Genomic DNA, 19,418 nt, shown 5'->3' on the forward strand with positions numbered 1-19,418 from the left:
TTCAGAACGCAAACCACTTTACATTGTAGCAAAGCCAGTCTCTTTACTACGATTCAGAACGTAAGTCGCTCCACATGGTAGAAAAAACTCTCTCTTACAGCGTTTCATCTACCCTATGAAACGCATTACATTCAAAAATTCACTTCCCAACACGTTTCACCTGATCTATGAAACGCATCTCAATCAAAATTCACTACCCTAATGCAGTTCATCCACCTCATGAAACGGATCTCAATCAAAAATTCACTTCCCAACACGTTTCATCGCTCTATGAAACGCACCTCAACCAAAAATTCACTTCCCAACACGTTTCAACCACTCTATGAAACGCATCTCAATCAAAAATTCACTACCCTAACGCAGTTCATCCACCTTATGAAATGCATCTCCTCCAAACCCCACCTTCTCAATGCGTTTCATCCAATACCATCCGATAATACCCCGGTGTGTTTCCTCAAAAATTAAAAACCCATACAACAGTGAGCCGAGCCGCTCAACTGCTATATGGGTTAGATTTGTTATTTTATTCCACTCGATCTAAATCTCGGATGTCTTCTAATGGGACGAACACATCGATATGTCTTTTTAGGTTGGTAAAGGTTACAGGTGCATCGCCTCCGTATTCACCATCTAGATTGATGTGAATCTCTTCTTCGTCGATTGTTGATGTAACTTTAACGACACTTGCCTTTTTGTAGATTAAGTTTGGATCATTTAGATGCTCTCCGCGTAAAGCCAGTGATGCGATTCTTATAAAATCTGCGATGTTACATTTTTTTAGAATCATCATTGTGAAGAGACCATCATTAATACTTGCATCTGGGGCGATTTTTTCAAATCCACCTACTGAATTCGTGAGACCACATAAGAACATCATGGCTTCACCTTCAAATACCTCGTCATCGTATTCAATTCGCATTGTTGTCGCTTTAATGGATGGGATCATCTCGATACCCTTTAAGTAGTAGGCAAGCTGTCCCAGTATCGTTTTCATTTTGCTTGGTACTTCGTAAGTTAACTCAGTAATGCGACCACCTGCAGCAATATTGATGAAGTAGCGGTCATCATTTATTAATCCAACATCAACTGGAATTGTGTCGCCTTTAACAATAATATCGATTGCTTCGTCAATTTTTCTAGGAACTCGGATTGCTCGGGCAAAATCATTTGTTGTTCCCATTGGTACGATGCCTAACTTTGGCCTCTTTTCATAAGGGCTCATTCCAGCTACAACTTCATTTAATGTACCGTCACCGCCAGCAGCAATAATAATATCAAAACCACGTTCTACAGCATGGGCAGCAGCTACTCGCGCGTCCCCTTCACAGGTTGTTGCATGACAAGATGTTTCATAGCCTGCTATTTCAAGTTTTTCTAATACCTCAGGCAAATTCTTTCGAAACAGCTCTCTCCCCGATGTCGGATTATAAATGATTCTCGCTCTTCTCATATTTTTTCCATCCTATACCTTTTATTATGTAAAAACATATTTAGGCGTAAAAAGGTTCCCTTCAATCGCAGAAAATATTTTTGAAATTGAAGAGAACTTCACCTAACTCTATATTATAATAACGCTTTCGAAATGACCGTCTTTACATCTTCGTAAACCCAAGTAGCACATTGTGGGTCTTTTACAAATTTCACCTGCAAGTTAGTATACAACTCTTTTTGTTTTTGTTCAAATGAAGGGTCGTCTTTTTCTGGAAGCTCAGCACGCATTTCCATTACAAGCTGCTGTAATTCTGGTGCACGAGGCCCCCATTTCGCAATTACTTCACCTTGATCGTTCAAGAATAGATAAATTGGAATTGCTCGTCCACCATTCGTTAAATAGCGATCGATTAAATCCGTATCTGCATCACGGAATGCACAACGAATTTCTAATTCAGCTGCTTCTGCAATTTTGCGGATTACTGGGTTGTTTAACATAGCATCCCCACACCAGTCTTCAGTTATTGCTAAAATATGTGGTTTTTTTGCTTGTAATAATTGAATGACTTCATCTTCTGAATTGACGTTGAAGCTTTCATAAACCTTAAAGCTAGGTTCCTTTAATTTAGTCGTCATTTGCTCCATGTATTCAGCCATTGTCAATGATTCTTCAAAATATTGTTGTTCAGTTTTCATAAATGAACCTCCTTTTCCTTAATAATTCCATTTTGCATTGGATTTTATAGAAATACAATTTTTCTGTTTGTAACCGGAGAAAAGCCCCTATAAGCTAAATTCACTTTTTAGCTCATAGAGGCTTATTTAGAACGGTAATTGATTCTATCTTTTATTGATTTCTTCAAGCAAGATTTTGTTCACCATTGGTGGGTTTGCTTGTCCTTTTGAAGCCTTCATGATTTGGCCTACTAAGAAGCCTATCGCACGGTCTTTCCCGTTTTTAAAGTCTTCAATAGATTGAGCATTTGCATCAAGAACTTCTGTAACTAAACCAAGTAAAACAGATGCATCAGAGATTTGAACTAATCCTTTTGCTTTTACGATTTCGTTAGCATCTCCACCATTTTTCACAAGCTCAGTGAATACTTTTTTCGCGATTTTAGATGAAATCGTTCCATCTGCAATTAACTTCACCATACCGCTTAAGTTTTCAGGTGTTAATGGTGTATCAGCAAGCTCTTTTTGTTCTGCGTTTAAGTACGCTGACACGTCACCCATTAACCAGTTAGCAGAAAGCTTTGAGTCTGCTCCAAGTGCTACCATTTCATCAAAGAAATCTGAAATGACTTTGTTAACAACAAGAACGCTTGCATCGTAGTTATTTAAGCCAAGTTCTTCAACATAGCGTTTTTTACGAGCATCTGGAAGCTCAGGAATAGAAGCTCTAACTCTTTCTAACCATTCATCATCGATATTAAGGTCCACTAAGTCTGGCTCTGGGAAGTAACGGTAATCATCTGTTCCTTCTTTAACACGCATTAAGATTGTTTTACCCGTTTTCTCATCAAAACGACGAGTTTCTTGCTGGATTTCGCCACCAGACATTAATACTTCTGCTTGGCGAACTTCTTCATGCTCGATACCTTTTCGTACAAAGTTGAATGAGTTTAAATTTTTAAGCTCGGCTTTTGTACCGAATTCTTCTTGACCATAAGGACGAATCGAAATATTGGCATCACAACGAAGTGACCCCTCTTCCATACGTACATCAGAAACACCTGTATATTGAATAATTGCTTTTAATTTTTCAAGATATGCATATGCCTCTGCTGCTGTGCGGATATCTGGCTCAGATACGATTTCCACAAGTGGCGTTCCCTGACGGTTAAAGTCTACTAATGAATAGCCATCGCCATGCGTTAGTTTACCAGCATCTTCTTCCATATGAAGACGAGTAATACCGATCTTTTTCGTATAGCCTGGTTGACCATCTGTACCTTCGATTTCAATTTCAATCCAGCCATTTTCACCGATTGGTTTATCAAATTGCGAGATTTGATATGCTTTCGGATTGTCAGGATAGAAATAGTTTTTACGGTCAAATTTTGTTTGTTGGTTGATATCCATGTTAAGTGCAAGAGCAGCCTTCATAGCATAATCTACAACGTTTTTATTCAATACAGGTAATACACCTGGGTAACCAAGGTCGATTACTGTAGTGTTTGTATTTGGCTCTGCACCGAAATGGTTTGGTGCTGGAGAGAATATTTTAGAATTTGTTTTTAACTCAACGTGTACCTCTAAACCAATAACTGTTTCAAAGTTCATAATTATTTACCCTCCCAAATTTGAGGAGTTTGAGTATTGAAATCTGTTGCTTGCTCATAAGCGTAAGCAGTGCGATAGATTGTTTCCTCGTCAAAATGTTTGCCGATAATTTGTAAGCCTAATGGAAGTCCATTATCAAATCCACATGGAATTGAAATCGCAGGAACGCCAGCAAGGTTAATCGGAATCGTTAAGATGTCGTTTGCATACATCGTCATTGGATCATCAATATTTGCGCCAATTTCGAACGCTGCTGTTGGTGCAGTTGGTCCAATAATAACATCATAGTTTTCAAACACTTTATCATAATCTTGTTTGATTAGAGTACGTGCTTGTTGTGCTTTTTTGTAGTAAGCATCATAAGTACCAGCACTTAATGAGTAAGTTCCTAGCATAATACGACGTTTCACTTCGTCACCAAAGCCCTGTGCTCGTGTTTCTTTATAAAGCTCCATTAAGTTCTTCACGTTTTCAGCACGGAAGCCATAACGGATACCGTCAAAACGAGAAAGGTTTGATGAAGCTTCAGAAGAAGAAAGAATATAGTAAGCTGCTAAAGCGTATTTAGAATGAGGTAGTGATACTTCATCAACCGTAGCACCTAAGCCTTTTAGTACTTCAAGGGCTTGTAATACTGAATTTTTAACCTCTTCTTTAACACCTTCACCAAGGTATTCTTTTGGTACTGCAATACGTAAGCCTTTAATGTCGCCATTTAGCTTCGATGCATAGTTAGGTACCGGTACGTCTGCTGAAGTTGAGTCGCTAGGGTCTACACCAGCGATTGCTTCTAAAAGAAGTGCATTATCATAGACGTTGCGTGTAATTGGTCCGATCTGGTCTAGCGAAGAAGCGAATGCTACTAATCCAAAACGAGATACACGACCATAAGTAGGCTTCATTCCTACAACACCACAATAAGCTGCTGGCTGGCGAATTGAACCACCAGTATCAGAGCCTAATGAGAATGGTACTTCTCCTGCTGCCACTGAAGCTGCAGATGCACCTGAAGATCCACCTGGTACATGATTTAGGTTCCAAGGGTTTTTAGTTGTTTTATATGCAGAGTTCTCGTTTGAAGAACCCATAGCGAATTCATCCATGTTAAGCTTTCCAACCGTTACCATGCCTGCTTCACGTAGTTTTTTAACTACAGTTGCATCATAGATTGGCATAAAGCCCTCTAAAATTTTAGAAGCACAAGTTGTTTCAAGTCCTTCTGTTACAATATTGTCTTTTACACCGATTGGTAAACCAAATAATGGACCACGTTGTTCGAATGGCACTTGATCCATTTGAGCAGCTTGTTCCGTTGCTTTTTCTTTATTTAAAGCTAAGAAAGCTTGTACATCGTTATCTAGGTTTTCGATACGAGCAAATGCTTCGTTCGTTAAATCAGCGATCTTAAATTCGCCGTTATGTAAGCCTTCTTGTAATTCTTTTGATGAAAGTTTGAATAACGTCATGAGGCTACCTCCCTTTGCTCTTATATTAGTCTTCTAAGATTGCTGGTACTTTTACTTGACCATCTACTTGTTCTTTAACGTTTTGCATCATTACTTCACGGTCTAGACCTTTTTGTGCAACGTCTTCACGCATTACATTAACGATAGGTAAAACGTGTGATGTTGGTTCCACATTAGTAGTATCCAGCTCATTTAATGTTTGTGCGAAGTCAGTAATTTTCCCTAATTGGTCTGCAAATTTTTCCGCCTCTTCATCAGTAATAGCAAGACGAGCTAAATGTGCTACGTGTTTTACTTCTTCTTTTGATAATTTCGCCATAACTTTACACCTCCGATAATCTCTACGTGGCAATAATCATTAATTGTACCATTTTTAGTTTTAGAAAAACACGATTTTCGCCAATTATAGCGAAATCAGGCTTTTCTTATACCGATATCCAAATACTCCATTTAATATCATATCAGTGAAATAAATCATGAAATTTGATAAATCCCGAAGTTATCTGTCAATGTCCGTCACAATAGGAAATAATTAATTCACTCTGCCATTTTAATACATTGAATCAAACTCTATTATCGCCTTATCTTCCATAAATTCAAACATATGAATTTGAAATTGTTTGTGTGCTGTTTGTGTGCCAGGTACATATTACATTTCGAATATTCCGAATTATCCACGTACCTGGCACACAAACAATTCACCACAAAAAAAGTGTAGCCGCGTTGGGCTACACTTTTTTAGTAGTCGTAGATATGAACGAAGGGTTCTTGTTCGTTTCGTTCTTTTATGATTAATGCTTCCGCTCCATTAATGGATGTGATGCTTACTTCGATATCTACATCAACAGGTAGATGTTGCATGATGACACCTGATATATACTGCGTAAATCCAATGATTTCGGTCGTTCCGTAAAATTGGATTGGCACTTCGATCGATAGCTTACGAAGCGTATTGTTTTGATAGAAGCCCCTACCAATTACACTCGTATAATTTGAGAAGTATTCATCGATATCCTGCTTAAACTTCAGGAAGCTGTCATTTACATCACGATAGAGTGCTTCTGGTGAAGACATTGGGAAGGTCACATACTTCTCGTTAATACCCTGCCAATCTCCTAAAGCATTTTGACCTTTGTCCGAAACGCTAAATGAAAAATAACTTCCAGGAACGATTGAGTTATTAGCTGCCTGTTTAAATAGACCAATCACAATTGGTACATCTTGAAGCTCTGGACGTTGACGAAGTCTCGAAATTACTTGTTCAGCAATCTCTTTGCCCTTTTGTTCAAGCTCTGTATCCGGAATTGGTTCTTCAAATGTATCGCCGTATTGCTCTTTTTGGTAGTAATAAATTGAATTTAAGGCTAGACCGATGGATATCCCACCAAGCTTTACTTTATTATCATCTGTTTTAACTAGATAATTTTGTTCAATCACGTGAGCCAAATAGATCGGTGCTTCTTGTGCTCTTGTTACAGGATCTAATGCTGTTCCATTTGCATCCACATCAGGAGGATTTAACCCTCGTAGCTCTTCTGATTGATCTTGATTTTGATTACTTCTTGCAAGCCAGTTTTTAACCGTATCCGTATCTAAATACTGACCTTCCTGGAAGTAATAGTTATCTGTATCATATACGTTTTGTGAAAGTCGCATTAAACCTTCTTCTACTTCTTTAATGTCATATTTTGTATATAAATTTGACACGACTAATCCACGGCTAGCACTTTCCTTATAAGGTACTAGCGTTCTATAATAATTATCATTCAATTGCATACTTGGGATGATTGTCGTTTCAATTACGCTTTCAGTTTCATCTGTATCTTTTAACACTTCTGTATCTTCTTTAAAGGAAGGCACACAACCTGCTAGCATTGCAACAACGACCACCGCCGGAATCCAGCGAAATCGGTTCATCGTTTGAAACTCCTTTACTGTTGTAATTGTTCAACTAGGCGGTCTTCGTCCCAAACTTCGATACCTAGTTCTGTTGCTTTTGTTAGCTTTGAACCGGCATCCTCGCCTGCAATTACAAGGTCTGTTTTCTTACTAACACTACCTGTAACGGTTCCGCCCAACTCTTCTATTTTCGCCTTTGCTTCATTACGTGTCAATTGTGATAATTTACCTGTTAAAACAATTGTCTTGCCTGCAAATGGATTTTCGCCTGCTTCAACCTGTACTTTTTTCCCTTTGTACAGCATATTGACGCCAGCAGCTTTTAGTCGTTCGATTAACTCTTTCACTTCATCACTAGTAAAATAAGTAACGATGGAATCAGCCATTTTATCTCCAATTTCATGAACTTCAGTGACATCTTCCTCTTTTGCGAGCATTAGAGCATCCATCGATTCAAATTGTTCCGCTAAAAGTTTTGCAGCCTTTTCTCCAACATGACGAATTCCTAAACCAAATAGCAAACGCTCTACTGAATTTTCTTTTGAACGTTCAATGGCTTCTACTAAATTGGTAGCGGATTTCTCACCCATACGTTCAAGTTTTACAAGCTGCTCCTTTTCTAGATGATAAAGGTCAGCAACATCACGAATATACTCTGCTCGAAGGAGCTGTTCTACTACCTTTTCGCCAAGTCCATCGATATTCATAGCATTACGCGAAACGAAATGCTTAATTCCCTCTGCGATTTGTGCAGGGCAAGTAGGATTTACACAGCGTAAGGCTACTTCTCCTTCAATACGTACTAATTCGCTTCCACATGCAATACAATTGGTCGGCATTTCAAAAGGAATAGATTCTTCAGGTCGTTGTTCAAGGATTACCCCTACAACCTCTGGGATAATATCACCTGCTTTATGAATAATAACCGTATCTCCAATTCGAATATCCTTTTCACGAATTAAGTCTTCATTATGAAGTGAAGCTCTTCCTACAGTTGTTCCAGCTACTTGTACAGGATTTAAAATAGCGGTTGGCGTAATCACTCCTGTACGTCCTACTGTTAACTCGATTCCTGTAATTGTTGTAACAACCTCTTCTGCAGGAAATTTGTAAGCAATTGCCCAACGAGGACTTTTTGCCGTATATCCTAGCTCATCTTGGTGGGCATAGCGATTTACCTTTACGACAATTCCATCAATCTCATAAGGAAGGCTAGGGCGATTATCTGTCCACTTATTTATAAACGACAGTACGTCCTCAATTGTTTCACAAAACTCACGCTCTTTATTTGATGGGAAGCCTAATGTCTCTAAATAATCTAGCATTTCCGCATGCGAATCAATTCCATATGCTTCACCATCTCCACCAATCGAGTAAATAAACGTTGATAGATTTCGGCTGGCAGCAATTTTGGGATCAAGCTGACGAAGTGAGCCTGCAGCCGCGTTACGCGGGTTGGCAAAAAGCTCTTCACCCTTTTCTCTACGGGCTTGATTCAATGCTTCAAAGGATTTTTTAGGCATGTAAGCTTCACCGCGCACTTCGATTGTTACCGGTTCCTTTAAACGAAGAGGAATAGCACGGATTGTTTTTAGGTTAGCCGTGATGTCCTCACCAACAGTCCCGTCTCCACGCGTAGCACCTTGTACAAACACACCGTTTTCATAGCGCAGGGAAATGGCTAACCCATCAATTTTCAGCTCACAAACATATGAAAAGTCATCACCGATTGCTTGGCGAATTTTTCGGTCGAAATCTCTTAGATCCTCTTCACCAAATGCATTCGATAAACTGAGCATCGGATAAGTATGGGTTACCTTTTTAAAGCCTCCAAGTGGAGCGCCCCCAACACGAGTTGTCGGAGAATCAGGATAAATCAATGATGGATTCTCTTTTTCAAGAGCGATTAATTCATGTAAAAGCTGATCATAGACAGCATCTGACACAAGTGGTTTATCCATTACGTAGTAAGCATGCCCATACTCATGAAGCAGTTTATTTAGCTCGGCAATTCGTTTTTCGATTTCGTTCATGTTATTCCTCCATCATCACATCAATACTTTGTTAATTAACCTTTTGTAATTGGTGCAAATTTAGCCAATAAACGCTTAATGCCTACGTTCGGGAATGCAATATCCAGCTCAAGGCCATCATTCTCACCTTTAACACTTACTACAGTACCTGTTCCCCACTTACCATGGACCGCCTTATCGCCAGCTCTCCATTCCATTTGGTTTCCACCTGTAGCTTGTAGGCTTGCAATTTGAGGCTTCGTTTGGACATCACCGATAGTACGACGTCTTTGGCTTTGTGCACGGCTTCTTCCTGCACCAAATGGCAATTCATCCTCATCAAAGCGATTGCCTGATTTTGAAATTTGTTCAATGATGTCTTCTGATATTTCTTGCAGGAATCGAGAAGGCATATTGAAGCTTGAGCGTCCGTACAATGTTCGGGAACCAGCACAGGTTAAATACAATCTTTGTTCAGCACGGGTAATTCCAACATAAGCTAGACGACGTTCTTCTTCCATCTCAGCGGCATCATCCAATGAACGTGAATGCGGGAAAATATTCTCCTCCATTCCGATAATAAATACTACTGGGAATTCTAATCCTTTTGCAGAGTGCATTGTCATTAGAATAATAGTACCTTTTGATGTATCTTCTTTATCTAATGAGTCAATGTCTGCTATTAAGCTTAAGTCTGTTAAAAAAGCAATTAGCGACTTGTCATCACTACGCTCTTCAAAAGCCTTCGTAACAGATAAAAACTCTTCTATATTTTCTAAACGACTTTCTGCTTCAATCGTTTTTTCGTTTTCCAGCATAGCTCGGTAGCCAGATTTCTCGATAACTTGTTCAACAAGCTCTGTTACTGACAGATAGTCCTGCATTTTAGTGAAATCTTCTATTAACTGATGGAATTTCTCCACACTGCTTGCCGCTCTTCCTGTAATCCCCATGAATAACACTTCCTTCATGGCATCAAAAATTGAACGGTCTTGTCCAATTGCGTAAGAGGCAATCTTTTCAAAGGAAGTTGCTCCAATGCTTCGCTTCGGCTCGTTAATAATTCTTGCCAAAGATAAATCATCATCATTATTGGCTATCAATCGTAAGTAAGCTAACAAGTCTTTAATCTCTTTACGGTCATAGAACTTAGTTCCGCCAACGATCTGATAGGTCATATTCGACTTAACGAGCACTTCCTCCATCACACGGGACTGGGCATTGGTACGGTAAAGAATCGCAAAATCATCTAATGAGCGGTTTTCCTTTTCCATAAGCTTTTGGATTGTCTGCACGACAAATTGTGCTTCATCCTGCTCATTTGAAGCCTTGTAATGAACAAGCTTTTCACCATCTAAATTTTCTGTACGTAATTTCTTTGGATAACGGCTTTCGTTATGCTCAATGACATCATTAGCAGCCTTTAGAATGCGTTTTGTCGAGCGATAGTTTTGCTCAAGAAGAATGACTTTAGCTTTTGGATAATCCTTTTCAAAGGATAAAATATTGCCGATATCTGCTCCACGCCAACGATAAATCGATTGGTCGGAATCCCCTACGACACATATGTTTTTAAATTTTTGTGCTAGTAATTGAACAAGCTTATATTGTGAATGGTTGGTATCCTGATACTCATCTACATGTATGTATTGGAATTTATTTTGGTAGAATTCCAACACCTCTGGTACACGCTCAAAAAGTGTAATTGTCGTCATAATCAAATCATCAAAATCCAATGATTGGTTTCGACGCAGTCTTTTCTCATAGCCTTCATAGACCTGAGAAATTACTTTTTCATATGGATTACTAGGATTACTGTTAGCCTTGTACATATCTGCAGTGATACATTCATTTTTGGCAGAGCTAATAGCATTTAAGATAGCTCTAGGCTCAAAACGTTTTGAATCAATATTCAATTCTTTTAACACATTTTTCACTACAGTTAACTGGTCACTTGAATCTAAAATAGAGAAGTTTTTTGAAATACCAATTCGATCGATATTACGTCTTAAAATACGTACACACATTGAGTGGAAGGTTGATACCCACATACTTTGTGTCGTACCGTTTCCAAGCAGGTTATCGATACGTTCACGCATTTCTCGAGCTGCCTTATTGGTAAATGTAATAGCTAATATTTTAGAAGGATAGACTTCCTTCTCAACAACTAGATAAGCAATACGGTGCGTTAAAACACGAGTTTTACCAGATCCCGCCCCCGCCATAATTAACAATGGGCCATCTGTTGTTTTTACCGCTTCAGCCTGTTGTGGATTCATTCCATTAAGTAAATTTTTCGTTATTTGTTCCATGATGCACCGCCTTCTACACAAACATTTGTTCTGTTTTTATTATAACGAATTTCTTTTAGCTTGTGAATTTTATATTTAAATAGTAACGTTCTTTACCGCCTCAACTGTTTTCAGGGCTTGTTTTAAATCATCATAAATAATATTCCCTACAACGACTGTATCTGCAAGACGAGCCATCTCAGCCGCTTGCTCCGGACCAGTAATACCACCGCCATAGAAAAGTCGAGTCTCGTCTAAAACTTCCTTTACAGAAGCAACAATCTCTTCGTCACCATAAGCACCACTATATTCAAGATAAAAAATCGGTAATTTAAAATAGTTTTCAGCTAAGCGTGCGTAAGCAATCACGTCATCCTTCGTTAAATCCGTCTTCGCGTCTGTTACCTGGGCTACCTTGCAATCTGGATTTAACACACAATAGCCTTCAGCAATCAGCTCATCCCAAACTAAAATATCACCATATTCTTTAATCGCTTCATGATGCAAATCCTTTACCCATTTTGTATCCTGACTGTTTAATACACTTGGTATAAAATAATAGTCAAAGCCAGCTAAAATTGCGTCTACATTGGAAATTTCCAGTGCAACCGGTACTGAAAAACGTCGTACACGAAGTAATATATCTATCACATTTTCTAGTGTTACATCATCTGTACCGCCAACTAATATGACATCAGTTCCAGATTCACATACCATCTCTAATGCTTCCTCTGACAGCTCTTTTGCAGGATCAATTTTGAACACATGTCGCCAATTTTTATATTCCATATTCCTTACTTCCCACCTATCAACCCTAATATTTATATGTTTTGACTCTTAATATTCGTCTTCAAGTATAACGTAAAGTGCACTAAATCAAAAAGTTTTCATTCTTCTAAAATCCATGCAGTTTTATCCTATGTATTACTTTAAAGAATGGTAAAAGGCTATTTAGCAAGTCTTGTTCTTTGACTAACTAAACAGCCTATTTTTATTTAATCGATTATTATTTTGAAGCCTGAAACGGTTTTTCGTCTGGATAAAGACGTCCCAACATTTCATCGTAAGTATCATTTCCATAATCAAAACAGCGTCGCACACGTGAAATCGTTGCAGTCGATGCACCTGTTTCCTTTTTAATGGATTCATACGTTTTCTTTAGACGCAATAAATGAGCTACTTCAAATCGTTGTGCTAATGATTGAATTTCACTGATCGTACATAAATCATCGAAGAACTTATAGCATTCCTCTATATCCTTCAACTCTAATACAGCCTTAAATAATTGTTCAGTTTGATGCCCACGAATTTTATCGATTTGCATTTATAATCTTCATCCTTTCGCATTTGCTACGAATATTTTACCGATGTAGTAATTCCTGGTTTTGTCGGTACGAAATGAACCCATGTTTTTCCTGGGGTTAATTTCACTTCACTACCATCCTCTTCAACTGCTTTTAATACGCCATCTCTATTTTCCCAGCGTACCTCCCGCATTAAGCCTTGCTGAAAAACATAAGCAGTCCCACCAGAAGTTAAATCAATTTCGCGACGACCTTCACTGTCTATAATGGAATGGCTCATTTCAAAAAACAAGACATTCGAAAGCTCTACCTTCTTATTTGTTAAATAATCGATTGTTTCTGCATTTCCTGATTGTCGTGTATAGGTATTACTTTCACCATCATAAGTGTATAAGCTATTAAACATGTCATTATTACTATAAGTAATAGCTACTGATTCTGCCTCAGTCCCTATTTTAACACTTTCATCCTCTTTATAATAAGTATACGATACTTTTTTCTGATAAAGAAGTGAAGCGTTCACTTTATCCGCAGCAGTTTCTAAATTTTCACCAGGGAAGTAAGAATTATGTGGTGCAACACGGTCAGACGAACGTTTAAATAGGATTCCGTCATATTGCATACCGTTTACATTGTCAACAAACCCATTGACTAATTGCTGCTGAGCTTCTGGGCTATAGCCATGGGCAATGTAAAAGGCATCGAGCCCTGCAGCTAATTCAATAAAGTAATCCCGCGCACTACGTATTGGTCCAATCGATTCTGGAATTTCCGATTGATATAACGCTAGTAATCTAGTAACATCACCTTCTGCGAGCATTTCATAAATCACGTCAGCCGATTCTAAACCTGATTGTGGACGTGCATCAGGATAATTATTAATAGTTGCTAGAATAGGGCGCTGGGTAATCTCATTTGCAACACCCATGCCTGTAAATGGTGCAAAATAGGGGAACGTGCTTTCTTCTCCTGTTACAGGCACTACTTCTTCACTAGTATTGTTTGTGTTTGCTTCTACGACTTTCTCTTTGTCGCCACATCCAGCTAATAAGCATAGACAGGCAAGCACTGGAAAAACTTGATTTACACGCATAGAATTCGCTCCTTTAGCGCATCACAGCAGGCAACATCACTTTCTTTTTCATGACATCATATATACCTTGTGGAGTGATACGAATATATGGTAAATGTGTGGATTGTAAAAAGAATAAGGTATAGATTGCATCTGAGTGACTATATCCTCTATCGTTAAGAGCTTTTGATAGCTTTTTCTCATATTGTATCAACTCTTCTACTTCACCATCAAAAACCTTGCCGTTTATTTTAAGCGGGATTGATGCAACTACTTCTTTATTTTCTGCTAGAACAATTCCACCATTTATTCTCTTTAGTTCATTAAATGCGAACTTCATATCTTCTATGCTTTTTCCTATTAAAATAATTTCACCAGTACTTGAATAAGAGGAAGCAAATCCTTTAATATGCGTATCGAATCCCTTGAGCATAGTATTAACACGCCACTTGCCTTTTCTGTCGATTAGCATAAGATAGCTTTCATCATTGTCTAGAGGAAGCTCCTTTTTACTAAACTGAAGATTAATAGAATATGGCTTGGTAATAACCTCATTAGTCAAATGAATTCCTATAGGCATTGAAAATTGAAAATCATCATCTGAAATATCAAAAGGAATTGTAAAGGTATCGTATTGGTCCCATTTAATTTTTGGAAGAGCATTTACCTTTTTATCATCCCTTTTTAGCCAAACGCCTTTAGATAAAACCGATTCAGGATTTGGTGTCTTTTCATTTTTCAGAATATTCAACGTAGCAAAACGCCCAGTTGCAATTAACCCATGTAAATGTGATTTATTATAGTAACGGGCAATGTTGTATGAAGCCATATTATAGGCATCAATTGGCGAGACACCCTCTTCTAGTGCAATACGAATACATTTATCCATGACACCATCCTCATGGAATGCAGGAGTAGAACCATCTGTCGTCATCATTAAATGATCAAATATGTCTAGCTCCTTATCTAAAATCCCTTTTAGTAATTGCGGTAAATCTGGACGAATTGAAGAATGACGTAATGTCACATCTAAACCATGCAGAATTCTTTTCTCTACTTCTTCAACCGTCATAGCTTCATGATCACTATCTGCTCCAAAAAGCTTCATACGAGCGATTGTCTTTTCTGATGCACCGGGAAAATGACCTTCAATCTTTTTCCCTTTCATTTTCGCCGCTTGAATCCAGCTTAGCATTAGATCATCTCCACGAACTAAACGTGGCCATCCAGTTAACTCGCCACCTAGAAGCACATCATCCCGCCCTAGCCATTCTAAAACAGATTTATTAGTAAAAATTTCATCTTCATTTTGTAGCTCTGTTTGTGAATCAAATCTCGCCCACCAGTAAAATGAAAACGGCAATTTTTTTAATTGATCCATAATTGTAAACGCTTTCTGATTTGACAATGAAAGAGCGAATGTCATGTTATCAGCAATGAATGTTGTTGTTCCAGTTTGAGCAGCAAAATCTGCAAATGAATGTGGATTATACAATTGTGTTGGATGTACATGTGGCTCAATGTATCCAGGTACAACTACTTTTCCATCCAAATCAATGACTTCCGTTTTAGACATCTCTATTGGCATCTCATTACCTACATATACAATTCGATTCCCTAAAATCCATATGTTTCCTACTAGCCATTTTTTTAGCACACTATGTAGAAAGCGAGCATTTTTTAAAACCATTGATGGTGCTAGTTTTCCATCGATTACAGCCACTTGTTTTCGAATTTCGTGAATCCTCCAGGTAGATTCTGGCATTTTTAACACTCCCTTCTATTACTTATAAAATTTATTTTGGTTAATCGACTTTTATACGCACATACTAACTTTGCTCAAAAAATGTTCAAATATTAATTGAGTATTTAGAAAAAATATAGTGTTTTTATCGTATCACAGCATTTTTTTAAAGAAAAGATTTAAATTTGCTACTCAATAACTTTTATAAGGGGAGTGACTTTACATGGAAGAGAATATTTCAGAAAGAAATGGTTTTGTCCGTTTAGCTCTGGGTACAGGTTTAACAGCATGCGGAATTGCTCACCTCTCAAAGGAATCCGGTAATCGTGGCATAGGTGCTCTTTTCGTCGCAGCAGGTGCCATGAAGGTGGCAGAAGGCATTTTCCTTTATTGTCCCGTAAAAGCTTTAATTAATTCTAATGTAAAAGAAGCCGTTGCAACATCCTTTAATGATTACTTAGATGGCGATCACCTTATGAGTGCCTATAACGACTTCTATACAGAAAAATGGGGTACAGGAGCTTCAGATTCTAGCGGTGGTCAGTCTAACACTGGCTCTAGTATTGAAAAAGCGGCTAATGACATTGGCCAAATCGTATCGAATACAACGCAAAATGACTCCTTAAAAAATACTGCTTCACAGGCGGTAAAAACTGCTGCCGGTGCTGGTTCAGGGAAAAATACACACTCTTCAAAATAACGGATAAGAGCTAACGCTAATATATTATTTTTAGTATTGGCTTTTGCCCGATAAGATAAATTATGGCAAGAGGCGTCTATTCCTCTTGCCATTTTTATTAGTCCTGGAAAGTTCTCCAGCCTATATCTTTACGATAGAAAAATTTATCCCATTTTTGTTGTTCAATGCCTTCATATACTTGTTCTTGTGCTTCTTTTAATGTAGCTGCTTTTGCTGCAACCAAAAGAACTCTGCCTCCATTGCCCACAAATTGATTCTCTACGAGTTTAGTTCCAGCATGATAAACCTCATAATTTTCGGTTAAACTATTTAAGTCCGGAAGTGGATTCCCTTTTTCTACATCACCTGGATAGTTTTCTGCTGCAATAACAACACCTAACATTGCTTCGTCAGACCACTGTAGATCAAAATATTTTTCCTCCATCATGGCTTTCATGAATAAACCAAAGTCTGAGGCCATACGTGGAAGAACTACCTGCGTTTCAGGGTCACCGAAACGGGCATTAAATTCAATTACTTTTGGACCTTGCTTCGTTAATATCAAGCCTGCATACAGGATTCCCGTAAAGGATACTCCTTCTTCTTCCATCGCCTTAACAGTTGGCTCAACAATCTCGATATATGCTCTGGAAATATACTCTTGTGTGATTTGAGGAACTGGTGAATATGCTCCCATTCCACCTGTGTTTGGCCCTTTGTCTCCATCGTAAGCACGCTTATGATCCTGTGCAATTACCATTGGATAAATTTGACCCTTATGAACAAATGACATGAAGGAGAACTCTTCCCCGTCTAAAAACTCTTCAATTACCACACGAGATGACGACTCACCAAAACGTTGATTGCCAATCATATCGTTAATAGCATCGATTGCTTCTTGCTCCGTCATAGCGACAATAACACCCTTCCCTGCCGCTAATCCATCCGCTTTCACAACAATTGGTGCACCCTGCTGTTGAACATACTCTACAGCCTCTTTGACATCCGTAAAGGTTTCATATGCAGCAGTTGGGACATTATATTTTTGCATAATTTCTTTAGCATAGGATTTACTGCCTTCGATAAAAGCTGCCGCTTTTGTTGGCCCAAAAATTTGTAGCCCTCTTGCTTGGAAGAAGTCTACAATTCCTCCTGCTAAAGGTTGCTCAGGTCCAACAAACGTCAAATCGATTTCATTCTCCTTTGCAAATTGAGCAAGTCCTGCAAAATCCATCGCATCTAAAGCAACGATTTCAGCATCCTGCCTCATCCCATCATTTCCAGGTGCAACAAACACCTTCTCAACTGAAGGAGAGTCATTAAATTTCTTTGCAATAGCATGTTCACGTCCACCACTACCAATTACAAGAATGTTCATGTGAAATGCCTCCTATATTTATGTTTTTAATTTACTTAGTTATGAGCGCTGCGCTTTGGTTGCTCGATTACTTGAGAGTTTTAAGAGAATACTTGCGACTTTCGTTAGGTTACTTGCCACTTCAAATAGTTTGCTGGCACCCTACCATCCTATTTCCTATTCCCAGCACAAAGCCAACAAACACCTAGTTACCCCTAAAAAACGCCCGGCTCATCGCCGAGCGTTTCAATACCACTTCATACTCTTATTCTAAATTAGTGTTTAAAATGACGTACACCTGTAAATATCATAGCGATTCCGTATTCATTGGCTTTGTCGATAGAGTCTTGGTCCTTGATAGAGCCTCCTGGTTGGATGATTGCTGTGATACCCGCTGAAGCAGCTGTTTCAACAGTATCGTTCATCGGGAAGAACGCGTCAGATGCCAAAGCTGCACCCTTTGCTTTTTCACCTGCTTGCTCTAGAGCAATTTTTGCAGAGCCCACGCGATTCATTTGACCAGCACCAACACCTAATGTCATTTGAGTATCCGTTACAACAATTGCGTTCGATTTCACGTGCTTAACTACAGCCCAGCCTAGTTTTAAAGCTGCCCACTCTTCTTCAGTAGGCTCACGGTCTGTTACAACTTTAACGTCTGCTTCCGCGAATCCGAAAGCATCGTCTTCTTGAACTAATAAACCACCTTCAACAGAAACCACTTTTAACTTGTCTTGGTTTTCCTGTGCGAAGTTAATAGTCATTAAACGAATATTTTTCTTTTGAGTTAAAATTGCTAGAGCTTCCTCTGTGAATGAAGGCGCAATAATGATTTCTAAGAAAATGCCGCTTAATTTTTCAGCTGTAGCAACATCTACTTCACGGTTTAAGGCGATAATTCCTCCAAAGATAGAAGTCGGATCCGCCTCGTAAGCCTTATCAAAAGCTTCCTCAATAGTCGTACCAGTACCTACTCCACAAGGATTCATATGCTTAACTGCAACAGCAGAAGGAATATCAAATTCCTTCACGATTTGTAGAGCCGCATTGCCATCTTGAATATTATTATAGGATAGTTCTTTACCGTGTAATTGAGTAGCATAGGCTAATGAAAAATCAGAGCCTAAACGTTTTTGATAGAATGCAGCCTTTTGATGTGGATTTTCCCCGTAACGTAAAGTTTGTTTTAACTCATATGTCATTGTTAAATTTTCAGGGAACTCTTCTTCAGTTAAGTAATTCGAGATATATGAATCATAAGCTGCTGTATGACGGAATACTTTTGCTGCCAAACGTTTACGTGTTTCAAGACCTGTAGACCCTTGTGCTTTTAGTTCTTCAAGTACTTTTGCATAGTCATCTGAGTCTACGATTACTGTTACATATTGATGGTTTTTCGCTGCAGAGCGTAACATTGTTGGACCACCGATATCGATATTTTCGATTGCATCATCCCAGGTTACATTCGGTTTTGAAATTGTTTCTACAAACGGATACAGATTTACACAAACAATTTCAATCGGTTCGATACCATGTTCATTCATTTGTGCTTGGTGAGAAGGATCGTCAAATTTGCCTAACAAACCCCCGTGAATTAATGGGTTCAAGGTTTTTACACGCCCATCTAGAATCTCAGGGAATTTTGTTACTTCATCAACAGCCGTTACAGGTACATCGTTATCCTGCAGCATTTTTTTCGTACCACCAGTTGATAAAATCTCGTAATCTAATGCTACCAATTCTTTTGCAAATTCTAAAATACCATCTTTGTTAGAAACACTAATAAGTGCACGTTTCGCCACGAAAAAGACCTCCAATTATGTAAATAAATTAAGTACAGTATTTCGGGAGCATCAAATAATGAAGCTCGGCTCGAA

Annotated in this window: 15 protein-coding genes; 1 reads left to right on the top strand and 14 read right to left on the bottom strand. The window is 38.5% G+C overall.

Annotated features, from left to right (window positions below; translation table 11 throughout):
- Positions 1-523 precede the first annotated feature (523 nt).
- The 12 genes from LG296_RS16915 to LG296_RS16970 all read right to left on the bottom strand — a co-directional run bounded on the left by LG296_RS16915 (position 524) and on the right by LG296_RS16970 (position 15,526).
- A complete protein-coding gene (locus LG296_RS16915; protein WP_107935874.1) occupies positions 524-1,450 on the bottom strand; it encodes a diacylglycerol kinase in 927 nt (308 codons plus the stop codon).
- Between the two features lie 113 nt (positions 1,451-1,563).
- Positions 1,564-2,127 (bottom strand): thioredoxin family protein, encoded by a 564-nt coding sequence (locus tag LG296_RS16920; RefSeq protein ID WP_107935876.1) that lies wholly within the window; start codon positions 2,125-2,127, stop codon positions 1,564-1,566.
- Positions 2,128-2,271: 144 nt separating this feature from the next.
- Positions 2,272-3,717: an Asp-tRNA(Asn)/Glu-tRNA(Gln) amidotransferase subunit GatB gene (gene gatB, locus LG296_RS16925; RefSeq protein WP_107935878.1), complete on the bottom strand. Its 1,446-nt coding sequence runs from the start codon at positions 3,715-3,717 to the stop codon at positions 2,272-2,274.
- Positions 3,718-3,719: 2 nt separating this feature from the next.
- Positions 3,720-5,183 carry an Asp-tRNA(Asn)/Glu-tRNA(Gln) amidotransferase subunit GatA gene (gene gatA / locus LG296_RS16930; protein ID WP_107935880.1) on the bottom strand — a complete coding sequence of 488 codons (1,464 nt, stop codon included), beginning with the start codon at positions 5,181-5,183 and terminating at the stop codon, positions 3,720-3,722.
- Positions 5,184-5,208: 25 nt separating this feature from the next.
- Positions 5,209-5,502 (bottom strand): Asp-tRNA(Asn)/Glu-tRNA(Gln) amidotransferase subunit GatC, encoded by a 294-nt coding sequence (gatC, locus tag LG296_RS16935; RefSeq protein WP_107935882.1) that lies wholly within the window; start codon positions 5,500-5,502, stop codon positions 5,209-5,211.
- Positions 5,503-5,921: 419 nt separating this feature from the next.
- Complete coding sequence (locus tag LG296_RS16940) at positions 5,922-7,100, bottom strand: CamS family sex pheromone protein (RefSeq protein ID WP_107935884.1); 1,179 nt, start codon at positions 7,098-7,100, stop codon at positions 5,922-5,924.
- Between the two features lie 14 nt (positions 7,101-7,114).
- Positions 7,115-9,115 carry an NAD-dependent DNA ligase LigA gene (gene ligA, locus LG296_RS16945; protein WP_107935887.1) on the bottom strand — a complete coding sequence of 667 codons (2,001 nt, stop codon included), beginning with the start codon at positions 9,113-9,115 and terminating at the stop codon, positions 7,115-7,117.
- A 35-nt stretch (positions 9,116-9,150) separates the two neighbouring features.
- Positions 9,151-11,406, bottom strand: a complete 2,256-nt coding sequence (pcrA, locus tag LG296_RS16950) for a DNA helicase PcrA (RefSeq protein WP_107935889.1) — start codon at positions 11,404-11,406, stop codon at positions 9,151-9,153.
- Between the two features lie 75 nt (positions 11,407-11,481).
- Positions 11,482-12,174, bottom strand: coding sequence for a heptaprenylglyceryl phosphate synthase (locus LG296_RS16955; protein ID WP_107935892.1), 693 nt, complete (start codon positions 12,172-12,174; stop codon positions 11,482-11,484).
- Between the two features lie 217 nt (positions 12,175-12,391).
- On the bottom strand, positions 12,392-12,709 hold the full coding sequence (locus LG296_RS16960; RefSeq protein WP_107935894.1) for a YerC/YecD family TrpR-related protein: 318 nt from the start codon (positions 12,707-12,709) through the stop codon (positions 12,392-12,394).
- A 26-nt stretch (positions 12,710-12,735) separates the two neighbouring features.
- A complete protein-coding gene (locus LG296_RS16965) occupies positions 12,736-13,782 on the bottom strand; it encodes a DUF3048 domain-containing protein (RefSeq protein WP_107935896.1) in 1,047 nt (348 codons plus the stop codon).
- Between the two features lie 13 nt (positions 13,783-13,795).
- Positions 13,796-15,526, bottom strand: coding sequence for an adenine deaminase C-terminal domain-containing protein (locus LG296_RS16970; RefSeq protein ID WP_107935898.1), 1,731 nt, complete (start codon positions 15,524-15,526; stop codon positions 13,796-13,798).
- 202 nt (positions 15,527-15,728) lie between these two features.
- On the opposite strand from LG296_RS16970, the gene LG296_RS16975 reads away from it, so the two are divergent.
- A complete protein-coding gene (locus LG296_RS16975; RefSeq protein ID WP_107935900.1) occupies positions 15,729-16,205 on the top strand; it encodes a DUF2892 domain-containing protein in 477 nt (158 codons plus the stop codon).
- 97 nt (positions 16,206-16,302) lie between these two features.
- Here the strand turns inward: LG296_RS16975 and purD are convergent, their stop codons facing one another.
- On the bottom strand, positions 16,303-17,562 hold the full coding sequence (gene purD / locus LG296_RS16980; RefSeq protein WP_107935902.1) for a phosphoribosylamine--glycine ligase: 1,260 nt from the start codon (positions 17,560-17,562) through the stop codon (positions 16,303-16,305).
- A gap of 254 nt (positions 17,563-17,816) precedes the next feature.
- A complete protein-coding gene (gene purH, locus LG296_RS16985; RefSeq protein WP_107935904.1) occupies positions 17,817-19,343 on the bottom strand; it encodes a bifunctional phosphoribosylaminoimidazolecarboxamide formyltransferase/IMP cyclohydrolase in 1,527 nt (508 codons plus the stop codon).
- Positions 19,344-19,418 lie beyond the last annotated feature (75 nt).

It is taken from the genome of Ureibacillus chungkukjangi, from assembly GCF_044795995.1.
Taxonomy (GTDB): Bacteria; Bacillota; Bacilli; order Bacillales_A; family Planococcaceae; genus Ureibacillus; species Ureibacillus chungkukjangi.